The following is a 14,680-nucleotide window of genomic DNA, read 5'->3' as shown; positions in this document are numbered from 1 at the left end:
ACCGTATGATATCTAATTCTGTTTTTTTCTCTGATTTTGTCTGATTGCTCTGTATATCCGGACTTTACATTACAATCAGACTCTCTTTCCTTGTTTACGGGTTACATGAAACTTTATTATCCTTTACATACGGTATCAGTGTAAACTGAAACCGGAATAATACATCATCAAATCGGTACTGCTCCAATACAACTGGACCACAACTATTAGAACCAATGCCATTTAATGCGTAGTCAACACAGAATACTACACTATCTGATTCTATTAATTCATAATTATGCGTTTTCTTCTCAAGTTCTTCCTGTGTATAATAAGAAGCATTGAATGAAAATGCCTTTTCTGCGGATGCCACAATTCCATATCGGCTGTTGTTAAGCTCTACATATTCACAATCATAATGGCTTCCATTTTCCTGTGGACGGATATAGTCCTCATGTAAATCCCCTACATCTGCCCGGTACAAACCGTGGCTCGCAGCCTGATGTTTATCACAATAACTTTCCTGTGGTCCCATTCCAAAGTATCTTACAGCTGAAAGTTTTTTATCCAGGAACATCCTCACACCAAATCTCGGAAGATCCGGGAATTCATCGTCTTTTGTTACTGCAATATCTGCATCAATCTTTCCAGCAGCTTCTATTTTCCATGTAATCGTCACATCAAGAATCTTCTGTACTGTCTCTGCCACAACGGAAGCATGGCTTGTAATCTTCACACCATGTTTTCCCTGCACAACCTCTGTCGTATAGGATCTTGTGTAAGCCTTATCATAGTGGGCTTTCTTCCATTCAGACTTGATGTACATATCGTTATCTGTTGGAGCTCTCCAAATATTTAATTCCATCGGATGGTTCAAGTATTCCCGCCCTGCGAATTTCATCTCTGTAAAGAGTGCAGTACGTTTGTCTATGGTATAAGCAAATTCACGCCCCTTGATATGAATCTGTGTATCATTTTCATTTACCTGTAATTCAGAGTCCACTACTGTTTTTGGTATCCATTTCTCTGCAAGTTTACATTTTGTATCCTCTTTACTTACCTCAATTTCATCAAATCCAAGAATATGGTCTTCATCCAACAGTGGCAATTCTTTTTCAGATGGTAAATAAGTTTTAAATAACATTTCCCATTCTCTGGAACATTGATCTTCAGGTTTGTTTTTCCTTCCCCGTGTGGTGCCACAGAAAACTCCGGAAGTATGCCTTTGCTGATCACAAGACCATCCTGTGTCAGCTCATAACTAATCTTCACATAATCTTTCAAGTCATCAAAATCCATGTAGTTATGAAGCACCAGTTCTCCGCTTTCTTTGTTATAGGAAATAACTCTTGCCGGGCGATAAACATTCTTGTATTCAAAAGTCCTGTATGTACCGTTCTGTCCGGATATACTAATCCATCCATACAGAAGTTGCCATCATGAATTTCTTCGCCATGGTCGCCCCCATAAGCATATATAGTCTTTCCATTCTCAGCAGTTCCATGAGCAATCGCATGGTCACACCATTCCCAGACAAAGCCGCCGCACATTTTATCATTATCCTGAATCATCTGGAAGTAATCTTCAAAATCTCCAGGTCCGTTTCCCATGCTGTGACAGTACTCTACCAAAAGGAAGGGTTTGCTTCCATCTTTATCCAGATATTCCTGAATTTCGGAAAGCGCTGGGTACATCCGGCTGTACACATCCAGATTGCTGTAATCATATGTTTCATCATAATTACGGTATCTTGCACTCTCATATTGTGTGATACGGTCTGGATCAAAATTCTTTGTCCATTCCAGTGCTTTTTCAAAGTTGCAGCCATAAGCACTCTCATTTCCCATTGACCACATAACAATACAGAAACGGTTTTTGTCACGTTCCACCATGAGTTTTACGCGATCAACGATTGCCTCTTCCCATACCGGATCATCTGCAATCTTCTCATTCCATCGTTTGAACCGATTGTAATCAGTGTCTTCTTTTCTGTAGATCATAAATGGACCATGAGCTTCAATATCTGCTTCATCTATTACCATGAATCCATACTTGTCACACATTTCATAGAAAAATGGTGCGTTCGGATAGTGGCTGGAACGGATCGCATTAAAATTATGCTGCTTCATTAACGTAAGATCGGTTGTAATCTGTTCCGGATTGATTGTAAATCCAGTAACCGGATCAGAATCATGTCGATTGACACCACGGAATTTAATCTTCTGTCCATTTAAATAAATAACCTGGTCTTTAATCTCTATCTTTCTTAATGCAATGTGATCTACAATTACTTCATTCTCTGTTTCAAGAATCAGTTTATATAGATATGGATTTTCTGTATTCCAAAGTTCCGGACTTGCGATTTCTAATACAGCTGTTCCTTCTTCAGCAATACTTCCTAGTGCTACAACTGCTCCGTTTCTATCTTCAATCGAAATTTTTACATTTAACGGAGAGTAGAATTTCATTTCAATTTCTACTTTCGCAAGCATATCCTCAATTCTTGTTTTAATATGATAATCACTGATTGCCTGTTTTGGGCGTTTCAAAATGTACACATCCCGGAAAATACCACTCATACGGAATTTGTCCTGATCTTCCAAATAGGAACCATCACACCACTTCATTACCAACACTGCCACCGTATTCGTTCCATCCTGAAGTACATCGGTAACATCAAACTCACTGGTCATATGCGAAACCTGGCTGTATCCTATGTAAGAGCCATTGATCCATACGTAAAAGCAACTGTCTACTCCTTCAAAGTTCAAAAAGATTTTGGCGCTTTCTCATCTCTACTGTACTCAAAAGTATGTACATAGGCTCCACACGGAATGTCCTGTGGCACATATGGTGGATCAAACGGAAATGGATACCGGATGTTTGTATACTGGTGTGTATCATATCCAGCCATCTGCCATACACTTGGAACCTGAATCTCATCAAAATTTTCTGTATCATAATTCTTCTCAAAGAAAGAATCCTTAATGTCATAGATGCTGTTAAAATACTGGAATTTCCAAGTTCCATTCAATAACTGCATACGATCTGACTCTTCTCTGTGTTCCACCAAGTTATCCATTCTTCTGGATGCCGGAATATAATAGGCTCTGGCTGGCATTGTGTTTTCGTGCAGTACGCTTAGATTTTCATAATAACGTGGTGCGATCATAAATAGCTCTCCTCCAATACATATACTTTTTTGTTTTTTGTTCTTTGTTTTCCTAAAGCAAACCTTATACTTTACTTTTTGTTTACGTTCCTTAGTTATGCTATATATAGCTTATCCTAATTCGCAAAATATGTCTATGAATTGGATTAGACAAAATATGCACTAAATGATACAATGATAAAAAGTACGAAAAGAGGTGCTGTCCTATGCATTTGAACACCGGTTATTTGAACCACTCACATATGGATTTCAAAGACAAAAGTCGTCCGCTGATTGTCGGTAGCTGTGGTACTTACCGTCTTTCCAGACATCCCAAACTTCCGACCTACCGTCCAAGGGGTCGTCTGGATTATCAGATTATATATATCACTGCTGGTTGTGGGCATTTTCATTTTGATAATGTAAATAACGAAACGATTGTTCCAGCCGGCAACATTGTACTGTACAGACCGAAAGAACTTCAGAAATATGAATATTACGGAGAAGATAAGACAGAAGTATACTGGATTCACTTCACAGGAAGCAATGTGAAAAATATCTTACGTCAATATGGGTTTCCGGATAAAGAACGTGTCTTTCAAGTGGGTACATCTAATGAATATGAACAAATTTTCAAACGTATCATTATCGAGCTCCAACGCTGTCAAGATAATTATGAGGAAATGCTTGTCCTTTTGCTACGTCATCTTCTGATTAGTTTCCACCGTGAACTGACAAGAGAGCACATATTAAAAAATGAATATCTTGATCATGAGATGGATAATGCTGTTACCTTTTTCAGTGAAAACTACAATCAAAATATCAATATTGATGATTATGCTGCCTCACGAGGCATGAGTGTCAGCTGGTTTATCCGAAATTTCAAAAATATACCGGTTCTACACCAATGCAATTCATTGTGGGAATCCGTATCAACAATGCTCAGATGTTACTTGAAACAACAACTTATTCCATCAATGAGATTTCTAAGATTGTCGGATATGATAACCAGCTTTATTTCAGCCGGCTTTTTCACAAGCTGAAAGGATATTCGCCAAGAGAATACCGAAAGCTGAGAAACAAATTCTGAAATCCACAAAGAGGATACCACCGAATTATCAAAACAATGATTTGTAATATCCTCTTCTCACTTTTGCTATTCTTATTTTACAAACTCAGCCGAATAATAATACATATACTCATTATCTGTATCTATGTATTCTCCTGTAATGTCCTGTATCGGCAACGAACTCACTCCTTGTTCGCCATAGATCAGTGCTGCCAATCCTTGCTCTGTTCCGTACTCTATCGTGCTTTTGTTCTCTATAGAGGTCGCAGATCTTCCATAATATTCTCTGTTTGCAACACCTTCCAAGATTGGCGTTTCTGTCATATATTTTGAATATTCATCTGCTGCAATAAGCTTTGCAGTAAAATTATCAAAATCCGGAGTGATGACAATCAATCCATTTTTTGCAGATTTCACGTCCTCATAGGAAAGTTCCAAAACTCGTTTATGAGAAACTCGTTTTCCAGAATGATATTCTGACAAGTAAACGTATAATGCTTGCCTAATATTTCTGTAAATTCCTCTGTGTCACATGACTCAAACATACACAAGATCATCTCCATTGTTGTTTCCAAAACTAAACGATCCATTTTCATTTGCGTCAGCTCTTCCATTGTTTTCATGGCAGTCATAAGTGCATCGCTTGTCATATGTTCTGTATTGATTCTTCCTTCTGAATCAATCAATCCTATTGCAAATAATTCTAAAAAGTATTTTCTCATAAATCTTGTCCTCCTATCGAAATGGCATTTCGTGTTCAAGTTCTTCTGGTATATCAAATGGGATCTTTCTCTTCTCTACTGGTTGAAATCCGTCAGATTCTTCTTTTTTTGTTTTGGCTTCTGCAAACTCCACATTATCCATAATGACTTCGGGATAATAGGATGCAGTTCCAGTCTGTTCATCTTTGATCTGAGAGATTACTAACTCACCGGAAAGAGCAATCTTAATTCCTTTTTCAAGATATTTCTCCACAAATTCTGCATTATTTCCATAAGCTGTGATCATCACTACAAATGCTTTGCTGGTGCGATTTCTTTTTACTACCAATGGAAACCTGGATACTTTGGTTTGTCCCTTTTGCGTAGATGCCAGCTTAGTTTCTGGATCTCTGGCAAGTCTACCTATTAAAACAATCGTGTTCATTCTTCTTGTCCTCCTTATACATTCAGCATTATTTTTACGCTGTATCTACAGTATAAGGTTTAAGTAATTATCCGAGAAGTTTTTGAAAACCACCGATAAACTGCGCTTTTCAGGATATTTCTTTGATAATGAAACTTCTCGGATAATGCTTTTTATTTCAGTTCTGACATAAAGAGCAAGATTCGCCTGAGTTACTCAAAACCCACTTCGTGGATTTTGCTTACCCGGCAAACTTGATGGTGATTCCGCTCCCCATGCCCTCGGTTCTGGCATATTTTTCAAATATGCAGATTGGCTCCTATTAAAAATAGTCGCAGCGTGATAATTCCTATCACGGAAAAATCCAAAAATTTTTATAAATCCCCTCTTTTCCTTTCCCATTCCATTTCCACAATCGGCTTATATTTAGGAACCCCTTTGTATTCCTACATTCAGGAAGATCAAAGTACGAATATATTTTTAACAGGAAGGAAGTACGAAATGGCAAGACCAAAGAAGGACAGGGAACTGCAGCACAAACACCAGATTATGCTCCGTCTCACAGATACGGAATATGAAATCGTGTCTGAAAGCGCAAAAGCCGCACACCTCCCACTGGCAGAGTATGCCCGGAAACAGATTATGCAGCAGAAGGTAACGGCAAAATATGAGATTGTGGCAGACCTGCCGGAGCTGAAAAAATTGATTGCGGAGTTTGGGAAGATCGGCAGCAACTTAAACCAGATTGCAAGGCATTTCAACAGCGGCGGCATCCATTCCCAAAGAATGCTTAAAGCAATCGGCCAAAGCGTAGCCAGAATCTACGAAATGAAGTATGAAGTGTTAAAGATGGCCGGGGATTTCCAGGCGGTTTCCGGAGGACGTTCTCATGGCAATCCTGAAACACATAGCGAGTAAAAATGCCAACTATGCAGAGATACAGCGTTATCTCATGTTTGAACATGATGAAGATACCAACAAGCCGATACTCAATGAAAACGGAGAATTGATTCCTCGCAAAGGATATATCATGGACGGTATAAACTGCGACTCATTCACCTTCGATATGGAGTGCAGGGAACTGAACGCCCTGTACCGTAAAAATGAATCTTATGATGAAATCAAATCCCATCATTACATTATCAGCTTCGACCCGAAGGACACAGATGAAAATGGACTGACCGGGGAACGGGCGCAGAAACTTGGGATGGAGTATGCCCGGAAAAATTTCCCCGGCCACCAGACCCTGGTCTGCACACACATGGACGGGCATAATAAAAGCGGCAACATCCATGTGCATATTGTCATTAACAGCCTGCGGAAATACGATGTGGAACGCCAGGGCTTCATGGATCGGGCCTGCGATTCCCGTGCCGGATATAAGCACCATCTATCGAAAGATTACCTGATCCATCTAAAGCAGTCCCTTATGGATCTGTGCCATCGGGAACATCTGCATCAGGTGGACCTTCTTGCGCCTGCAGAAAAGAAAATTACAGACCGTGAATATCATGTGGGACAGAGGGGGCAAAAGAAACTGGACGAACGCAACCGGCAGATTCTGGCGGACGGCCTTCCCATTCGCAGAACGGCATTCCAGACACAGAAGGATTTCTTACGCTCCGCAATCGAAGCCAGCGCCGTCAGTTCCTGCAGCCGGGAAGAATTTCAAAAACTGCTCCTGGAGAAATACAACATCACGCTCAAAGTCAGCCGTGGAAGGTTCAGCTACCTCCACCCAGAACGAGGAAAATATATTACCGGCAGGATGCTTGGCACACATTATGAAGAAGATTATCTCCTGGAGCTGTTCGGGGAAAATTCAAAAAGTAAAGAATACAGAAAAGAAACCATTGCCAGTGAAACCTTTAATGCAGAATCGGAACAGCCTGCAGACCAGCCATCCGCTCCATTACAGGAAGCTCCTGTATCAATCCTGTTTATCAAGTCAGACCTGCGGCTTGTAACCAACCTGCAGGATTGTGTGAAAGCACAGCAAAATGCCGCTTATGCCACCAATAAAGTAAAACTTTCCAATCTAAAGGAAATGGCTAAGACCGTTGCTTATATACAAGAACGTGGATATGATACAAGAGATTCCCTGGAAGATTCATTTTCAGAGGTTAAGAACCTTGCTTCCAGTTCCAGAAAGGTTTTAAAAGATACGGAAGATAAGCTCCGGATATTAAATGAGCAGATCCATTATACCGGCCAGTACCTTGCCAATAAATCCGTCTACCGGCAGTTTTGCAGAGCAAAACACAAGGGACAGTTCCGGGAAGAACACCCTGCCGAGATTGCGCTTTACGAATCAGCCCGGAAATTCCTGCAAGGGCAGTCAGCAGACGGCAGGCTTCCATCCATCAAACTGCTGAAAGCGGAAAAAGAACAGCTATTGCATAAGAAAAAGGAAGCGCAGAAAACCTACCATTATTACCGGGATTATCAGAAAGAATTAAATACGGTCTGCTCCAATGTCGATAAAATTTTAGGGCAGGCCCGCACCAGACAGCCGGAGAAGCAGAAAGGCGCAGATATTTCCTGATTCTTCCGTCGAAAAACATCCGCAGGATTCTGATTATGGTTCTGCCCAAATTCCTGCGGATGTCATTCATTCCATTCTGATGGCTGCACCTGAAAATTCTGCCAAGCGTCAACTGAGGGTATTACAGAGCCAATGCTTTCGCTTTTCTCACGCATCACCTGGTACATTTCTTCCCGTTTTTCTCTGCATACTTCCGTATTTCCCTCTGCGCCGTCCCAGTCGGCTCAAAGGAAAAATAGAACGGCTTTTCCCATCCCTCCCGGAACGGGTATGGGAAAATATAAATTTTTCTCAATCCCGTCGTATCTAAAAACAACTGGAAAATCTCATAAGGCAGGATTTCCCCGCATACCAGAACAGCTCCTGCATCTTCATAAGAAACCTGTTCCCGGTACACTGGCGAACCCAGGAATGCGAGCTGTTTTAGAGCGTTCATCCGTATCGCTTCTATCTGGGTACGCTGCCCCACACGCCATCTTGTCTGCGGTGCAAGCTCCCCGTAAATCCGGGCAGCTTCTTCGTCCTCCTGGATATCGTTGTCATAGTCATAACTGTAATTTTCCACTTTGATCTGGCCGTATGCCACAAGGCTTGCAAAAAGCGCAAGGGAATCCAGGTCAGTATATACAGACAGATGCCCCCTGCCCTGATAGGAACATAAGATATCCTCTAAAGCATCTATGATCTTTTTCATGGTTTCATATTTTTTATCCGGTTCTTTTTCCATTCCTTCTCCCTCTTTTATGTTTTGCTGCTGCCAGAAATTTTTGTCTCCGGCATATCCGGCGTCTTATCCGTCATTTCATTCTGCGCTTTCGCTGCCGCCTTTCCCAGCTTCTCTTTCTTTCGCTGTTCTGCCCTCCCTAAATCTACATAATGCGTCGCATATGCTTTTTCAATCTCCAGGTTTCCGCTCTTACTGAAACGGAGGGGGATTACTGCCTTATGCCCTTGCTTTTTCTTTACGCCCCAACGCTTGTAATAGCAGAATGACGGTTTTAAGTTTGTTTTCTTCGCATAGGAGCGGATCTGCTTCATAATAAATGAGAGTTTCTTCAAATTGCAGGTACAGACGGCTTCCAGATACTGTACTTTCCCGAATCTCCAGTCCTCATATTTCTGCCGGGGCAGCACCCCTATGTCAACCAGTACGTCTGTCGGGGCGGCATAGCCCCGATGCCGGCACTGATGGCAAACAGCAGAATGTACTTTCCCTATCAGTTCTGATTCCTTCACTTTGCCCTCCATGTAAATACCCCCGGCTGTATTCATTCACAACCGGGGATTCTATTATCTTTCCTCTATGGTATCTGCATAATGGCAACTATTATATCGTTTGAAGCAGTCCTTTTTCAATTTCCCGGACATCTTCCACAGAAAGCTCCGTAAAATACCCGGCGATTTCCTCTGCTGACATTTTTCCAGTCTTTAACATATTTTCTACTGCATCCCTTACTGCCTCACGTCTTTCACTGGCAACATAATTACGCATAATCCTCTCTTCATCAAACAAAGTCATCATGATAGACACAACCTCCTTTTCCCTGCTCTCCAGAAATTCACGGAGCAGATTCCTGTCTTTGCAGATGCGGATGGTTTCCGTGACAGCCTCCCGGCTTCTCCCATACCGCTTTACCTGTTCGTTATATACCTTTGTAAAAGCAACATACTGGCTGATGATGTCATTTCCTTTGCCGTCATAGATTACTTTTACCTTTACTTCAATGGAACATTCTTTTCCCTTGAAAAATTCTTTGGAAAATGAAATCGTTTCCGGCCTGCTGACACGCTCCCCTGTATAGATCATATATATCTCCGGCTCCGGCACATGGACTTTCTTGCTTCCATATAAATCTGCGTCCTGCTCTTCAAAATAATCATGGTAAACCTGCGCCAAATACATCAGCGCACGTATAATGATATTCATCGTCCAGCTCGACTGCTGCTCGACCAGGAATAAAATTTTGTCCCCAACCCGGAAACCCAGGTCATTATAGATTCCGTTGGTAAGCACGTTCCTTATCGTTATATCCGTAAGCGCATCTTCCGTAGTCTCCGTATCCTCCGGATGGAGCGCACGGTATAGCTGTATCAGGTATTTTTTATCCCGAAAGATCGTCGTGAATACGCTGTCTTTCACCGTATATTTGGCAAAGGAATCCTTTTTTCCACTGCTTTCTCTTTTGGCTTCTTCCTGTATTATTCCACCCTGCATAATATCACCCCGGTTCCGGCTTGCGCCTGGCAGTCTGACAGGGAGGTTTCGCCCTGTCTGTTATGGCTTTATTATACAGAGAAACTCCATAATGTTCAAGACATAAAAAGAAGCATCCGGCAATCCCTGCCAGATACTTCCCTTTTCCCTTATTTCCGTCTGCGCTCCATCTGTTCCGGCATTTCCATCTGTTGTGCAGGCTTTCCGTGCCGTTTCGCAATCTCCGCCTGTTTCTGCCGCAGTTTTTTCAGGACAGATTCCCTGCCATGCTTCTTTTTGCCGTTATTTTTATTCCCATCAATGAGGCTGTGATTTTCTTCTTCCCCACTCTCAACGCTGCGGACATACTCCCCGTTTTCCATATATTTCTGCCAATTCTCAAGGGGCGGCTTTTCCCTGTCGCCGCCTTCTGCCGCATCTGCCCCGGAGGGGACAGAAGCCTTCCCAGAGGGGAATTTGATTTCATGCCGCACTGTTTCTTTTTCAGGCTTCGGCGGGTTAAGATAATCCTTAATCTGCTGCTGCACGGATTGGTCAAACCCGTGATAGACTCCCTCGGCAGCCAGCCGCCCGGCTTCATCCACCACAAGCCATTCCGTATCTTTCCCATAGGCTTCATGCTCCATCAGGAAGAACTCCCTGCCGTCTACGATTATGCTGTCAAAAGCGTGCCAGCTCCCTTCTTTCCCCTCGATGTGGAAACCAGAAGTACCGAAAGACACAGGCGCACCGGAAGAACCTGTCCGGATAAACCCGGCTATGGCGGTAAATCCTTCTTTCTCAACATAATAGGCGGCCACAACGCCGCCCTTATTCAGCACAAGCACATCACTAACACTGATTGAATGTCCATGAAATGTCCGTGGCAGTTTCTTGTTAAAACGCCTGCGGATCTGTCCCGGCTCGTCTTCCGGCTGCATCCGTGCCAGATACACCTGCTCATAATCCTTATACTGTATCTGTATCCCCTTCTCCTGCAGTGTGCTGTAAGGCCGGAACCGTATCTGCCTGTTTTCCGGGATATTTTTAGCTGGTACACCGCAAATTGGTTTGCCTCCATCATTCATCCTCCATCGGTTCCTCTTTATACAGTTCCAGATCCAATTCTAAAAATGCTTCCTCTGTAAGGCACCACAGCTTTTCCAGTGTGCTGTTCATGAGGGCAAGCATTTCCTCATCCCTGCCTATGTAGGGGATTGCGTTATGCATCTCCTCAATGGTTGCCTGCCTGCTTTCCTTCTGGAACATTGCTATCAGGAAATATTCATTTTCCTCAAATCTCACCATCATAATTCCTGTTCTCCCTTCTTCTTTGCTTGTGTTTTCTGGCTCTGCTTCCCCCGTTCCAGAGTTTGTTTCTCCTGTGCTTTCATCCTTGCCTGCCGTTCCCGGAGGGCGTTTAGGACGGACTGCTTCTTGCTGCCGCCAGATATGCCCTTGTCTGTTTTCGGGGCATTTTCAACTGATTTTACCGGCTCTGCTGCTTTCGTTTCTGCCCTGGCAGTATCTCTGCCCGATTCATGTGTTGTGATACCTGGGCTTCCTTTTTCATGCGCTTGTACGGTTTGTTGCCTGTTCTCCAATGACACTGGCGGCTGCGGCGGTTCCTGCCCCTTTTCAACCCTGGCCTATTCTTTTCTTTCTGATTCGCAAGGATTTTCTCCATGTCCGCAATCGCCTTCTGCACTAATGGGCTGTCCCGGTATTGGGGAATCTCATTGATAAATTCCGTCTGCATCTCCCCCATCACCATTAAGTCAAAATTCCCGTCATAGATACTGCCGTCCTCCAGGCAGAATCCAATCCCCTTAATGCCGCTCATCCGCTCTGCCGGGATTTTCTCATACAGATCCATCGCTTCCTGCAATGTTTCCAGCCGCTCATGGTATTCCCCCAGAACAGGGAACTCCGTACATTCTGCCACATAGAATGTAATGGTTGCCTCCTGCTCTACGGAAATGTCATGGCTCTCCCCTGTCAATTTCTCCATTAACCCGATTGCATCCCTGACAATCGGGGATTCTTTGTCGCCGGTTTCAATAACCTCCGCTAAGTGCGCCCGGAACTTTTCCGTATCATTTCTTTCAAGCGCATTGCCAATAATCTCATACGCCTGATAGATCGGCTCTGTTTCTATCCGGGCAGCGCCATCCCAAAATCCAAGCAGATCTTCATCATGATCCATACTGAACTTTACAATATCCCCGGTAAGTTCCTGCCTTTCTTTTCCATCCAGATATTTTTCCCATTCTCCATGTATCTCTCCAAAGTTCCTGTCTTTTCCGTAGAGATTGGATTGATGTCAACCGGGATTCCCGCCATCTTAAAATCTCCCTCATGTAACGCATTGAAGAAAACATCCTCTTTCAGATTGCCGCTGTAAGATACCACCACATCTATATCCGAGCCTTCCTGGTACATCCCTTCCCTGGAACGGCTCCCATACACCCTTGCGCCAAGCAGCTCCACTTCCTCCGACAGCCCCATTTCATCAATCTGTGCCTGGGCATAGCAGAGTACGGTTTCCTCTACCCCCGCACGGCTCTGGCCGTTTAAGGCAGGCTCCGGCTCTGTCTGATCAGAAACAAGCGGAAGTCTCTCCGTCTCCGTTTCTTTCGCCTGCGCCTTCTGCAGTTCTTCCTGCGCCACGGTTTCTGTTTTCACCTGCAATTCTCCATAATCCATAACCTTACACGCCGCCAACGGTATGCCTTCATCCGAAAGGATCGCTTCCATCGCCTCACGGATTGACAGATCCGGATCGTCGTACACGCCTCCGTCAATCTCCCTGAAATCCTTACCATAAATCGTATAATCGTAACCGTCAGAAACGGTCTGGATGGAAAAATACCCTTTTTCTGTCTGGTATGCAATCGCAACATCATAGCTATCGAGATACTCCCTTGCTTTCTGTGACGCCGCCATCGTTTCCTCTCGAACCCATTTTTCGCTTAGGGAATTAAATTCTATATCTGTAAGCGTTTCAATTCCATTCTGGCACACAATCAGGGACATCCTGGAGGGTGGCTGTTCCGTGCTTTCCATGCCAAGCTGTTTATTTAGGTGGTTTGGTATCTGCTGATAGGCAGTGACCGCCGCATCCAAATCCGCAAAATACTGATATTCCCTTTCTGCTTTGCTGCCATCGGTGTTCTGTATAAGATAGTATTGTGCAATGAATGACGGCTCCGGTTCCATTTCTACTCCTTTTTCTGAAAAATACTCGCCAATGGCTTCCATTGCCCCCTGATCAAACCCATGCTCCAGATCCTCTGCCACCAGTTCCCCTTCCTGATTGACAATAATAGAGGCCACAGAATCCCCATATTCCTCATGCTCCATTCGGTAAAACAGCTCGCCGCTAATTTCTTTTGCTTCTACCGTATGCCATGTGCCAAAATGCCCATTTGCAATAAACCCTTTCGTTTCCTCATTGATCCGCACGTTTTCTTCCTTCCCTAACTCCTGTTCCTGTATTCCATCCCTTGCCAATCCGATAAACCCGTCCAGTACAGCCGGGTGGCTGCTTACCACATAATCAGCGTTCATATCCATCCCCCGGTTTATGTTTTCCGGTATCTCGTATCCCTTTGCCCATGCCTTATTCCCGATAGAAAACCGCCCGTCATGTTCCAAATGCTGCAACGTATTTGCAAGGATGAATACCACACGTTCTGCGCCATATTCCTCCAGGACTTCCTCTGCGGCATCATGCGCCAGATGCATCCCGTCAAAGTTCTCCCTGATTGCGTCCTCAACCGCTTTTTTGCAGTCCAGGTTCAGCTTTCTTGATTCCAGGTAATCATCTGCCCGGCCATGCTCCATTGCATAGGTAATGGTATGCATATAAAGCGGCGGGTACGTTTTTTCCTCTGGAATCTGCCGTTTTGCTTCTTCCTCCAGTACATGTTTCCTCTGTTCAATAAAACCGGGCAGTTCCACAGGGCCATAATCATCCAAAAATAAGCAGTCACTTTCCCTTTACGGTTCATAACCATCACATCACCGACAGTCGGGTAGTGCCCGGTATAGCCTTCCGGGAGAGAAAATGTTATTTCTGTGCGGACGCTTTCCAAATTATCCCCTAGCTTGAGCCTGCCGCCATAAATCAGGGAATAATCCGCACCATTCACCTCTAAACCATCTTCTTTGATCGTTTCCATACTTAAAAGGAAATAATCCCGGCCTTTCGTATCCTCATTGATCTGAAAAAGAGCGTAACAATCATCTGTACCTGTATATAAAAGCTCCTCATTGGAATGAATGACCACATTCTGTATCCGTTCTTCCAGCTTCCGTTTCTTTTCTTTTGTATTCAGGCTTTCATTGAACGCTATTGCTGATTGCTTTAATTGTTCGATTGTCACCATCCCGCCAGTAAAGTTTAATTCTTCCCCAAGATTCAAATACCTTCTTTCCGGGATAGGCAGATAAAACGAGGACAGGATTGTGCCGGCATGGTTGGCTCCCACATGGTATTCCACAGCGACCGGATCGCCAGGGTCATAATCAGACCCCGCAAATCATAGCGGTAAAGTTCAGATGGCACTTCTTTTTCCGGTATCTTTCCATTAGAAAATAATGCCGGGACTCCAA

Annotated in this window: 13 protein-coding genes and 3 pseudogenes; 3 read left to right on the top strand and 13 right to left on the bottom strand. The window is 43.6% G+C overall.

Annotation, left to right across the window (positions count from 1 at the left end; translation table 11 throughout):
• Positions 1–94: 94 nt before the first annotated feature.
• Positions 95–3,151: pseudogene (locus GN277_RS32030) on the bottom strand (glycoside hydrolase family 2 TIM barrel-domain containing protein).
• Between the two features lie 206 nt (positions 3,152–3,357).
• On the opposite strand from GN277_RS32030, the pseudogene GN277_RS03430 reads away from it, so the two are divergent.
• A pseudogene (locus GN277_RS03430) lies at positions 3,358–4,220 on the top strand (AraC family transcriptional regulator).
• A 72-nt stretch (positions 4,221–4,292) separates the two neighbouring features.
• Here GN277_RS03430 and GN277_RS03425 read toward each other — a convergent pair.
• Genes GN277_RS03425 through GN277_RS03415 form a run of 3 tightly spaced genes read right to left on the bottom strand, consistent with a single transcriptional unit; the run spans position 4,293 to position 5,345 of the window.
• Positions 4,293–4,616 (bottom strand): hypothetical protein, encoded by a 324-nt coding sequence (locus tag GN277_RS03425; protein ID WP_016219904.1) that lies wholly within the window; start codon positions 4,614–4,616, stop codon positions 4,293–4,295.
• The gene (locus tag GN277_RS03420; RefSeq protein ID WP_004074366.1) at positions 4,613–4,921 is read right to left on the bottom strand and encodes a hypothetical protein; all 309 of its coding nucleotides are present in this window, start codon (positions 4,919–4,921) and stop codon (positions 4,613–4,615) included. Before GN277_RS03420 ends, GN277_RS03425 begins: the two co-directional genes overlap by 4 nt.
• Before the next feature lie 13 nt (positions 4,922–4,934).
• Complete coding sequence (locus GN277_RS03415) at positions 4,935–5,345, bottom strand: single-stranded DNA-binding protein (protein WP_004074368.1); 411 nt, start codon at positions 5,343–5,345, stop codon at positions 4,935–4,937.
• 480 nt (positions 5,346–5,825) lie between these two features.
• Between GN277_RS03415 and GN277_RS03410 the strand changes: the two genes are divergently transcribed.
• Both GN277_RS03410 and GN277_RS03405 read left to right on the top strand, forming a co-directional pair.
• Positions 5,826–6,242, top strand: a complete 417-nt coding sequence (locus GN277_RS03410) for a plasmid mobilization protein (protein ID WP_016219903.1) — start codon at positions 5,826–5,828, stop codon at positions 6,240–6,242.
• Positions 6,214–7,869, top strand: coding sequence for a relaxase/mobilization nuclease domain-containing protein (locus tag GN277_RS03405; RefSeq protein ID WP_159749808.1), 1,656 nt, complete (start codon positions 6,214–6,216; stop codon positions 7,867–7,869). The genes GN277_RS03410 and GN277_RS03405 overlap by 29 nt, the downstream gene beginning before the upstream one ends.
• 154 nt (positions 7,870–8,023) lie before the next feature.
• Here the strand turns inward: GN277_RS03405 and GN277_RS03400 are convergent, their stop codons facing one another.
• The 9 genes and pseudogenes from GN277_RS03400 to GN277_RS32025 form a co-directional block, all read right to left on the bottom strand.
• Positions 8,024–8,596: a hypothetical protein gene (locus tag GN277_RS03400; RefSeq protein WP_244324581.1), complete on the bottom strand. Its 573-nt coding sequence runs from the start codon at positions 8,594–8,596 to the stop codon at positions 8,024–8,026.
• A gap of 14 nt (positions 8,597–8,610) precedes the next feature.
• A complete protein-coding gene (locus GN277_RS03395) occupies positions 8,611–9,141 on the bottom strand; it encodes a hypothetical protein (protein WP_022746172.1) in 531 nt (176 codons plus the stop codon).
• Between the two features lie 55 nt (positions 9,142–9,196).
• Entirely contained in the window at positions 9,197–10,084 is an 888-nt protein-coding gene (locus GN277_RS03390) for a hypothetical protein (protein WP_159749806.1), read from the bottom strand.
• A gap of 149 nt (positions 10,085–10,233) precedes the next feature.
• Positions 10,234–11,151, bottom strand: a complete 918-nt coding sequence (locus tag GN277_RS03385) for a YodL domain-containing protein (RefSeq protein WP_244324580.1) — start codon at positions 11,149–11,151, stop codon at positions 10,234–10,236.
• Entirely contained in the window at positions 11,144–11,374 is a 231-nt protein-coding gene (locus GN277_RS03380) for a transposon-transfer assisting family protein (protein ID WP_016219897.1), read from the bottom strand. The genes GN277_RS03385 and GN277_RS03380 overlap by 8 nt, the downstream gene beginning before the upstream one ends.
• Before the next feature lie 178 nt (positions 11,375–11,552).
• On the bottom strand, positions 11,553–12,269 hold the full coding sequence (locus tag GN277_RS03375; RefSeq protein ID WP_159749804.1) for a hypothetical protein: 717 nt from the start codon (positions 12,267–12,269) through the stop codon (positions 11,553–11,555).
• Positions 12,270–12,277: 8 nt separating this feature from the next.
• A complete protein-coding gene (locus GN277_RS29800) occupies positions 12,278–13,930 on the bottom strand; it encodes a DUF3849 domain-containing protein (protein ID WP_244324579.1) in 1,653 nt (550 codons plus the stop codon).
• Positions 13,864–14,490 carry a YodL domain-containing protein gene (locus GN277_RS29795; RefSeq protein WP_244324947.1) on the bottom strand — a complete coding sequence of 209 codons (627 nt, stop codon included), beginning with the start codon at positions 14,488–14,490 and terminating at the stop codon, positions 13,864–13,866. Before GN277_RS29795 ends, GN277_RS29800 begins: the two co-directional genes overlap by 67 nt.
• Positions 14,491–14,648 (bottom strand): annotated as a pseudogene (locus GN277_RS32025) (LPD28 domain-containing protein); the annotation flags it as partial.
• Positions 14,649–14,680: the final 32 nt, after the last annotated feature.

Source organism: Sporofaciens musculi (assembly GCF_009830285.1).
Classification (GTDB): Bacteria; Bacillota; Clostridia; order Lachnospirales; family Lachnospiraceae; genus Sporofaciens; species Sporofaciens musculi.
The sequence above is the reverse complement of the archived record's forward strand: the minus strand, read 5'-3'. Positions and strand labels throughout refer to the sequence as shown.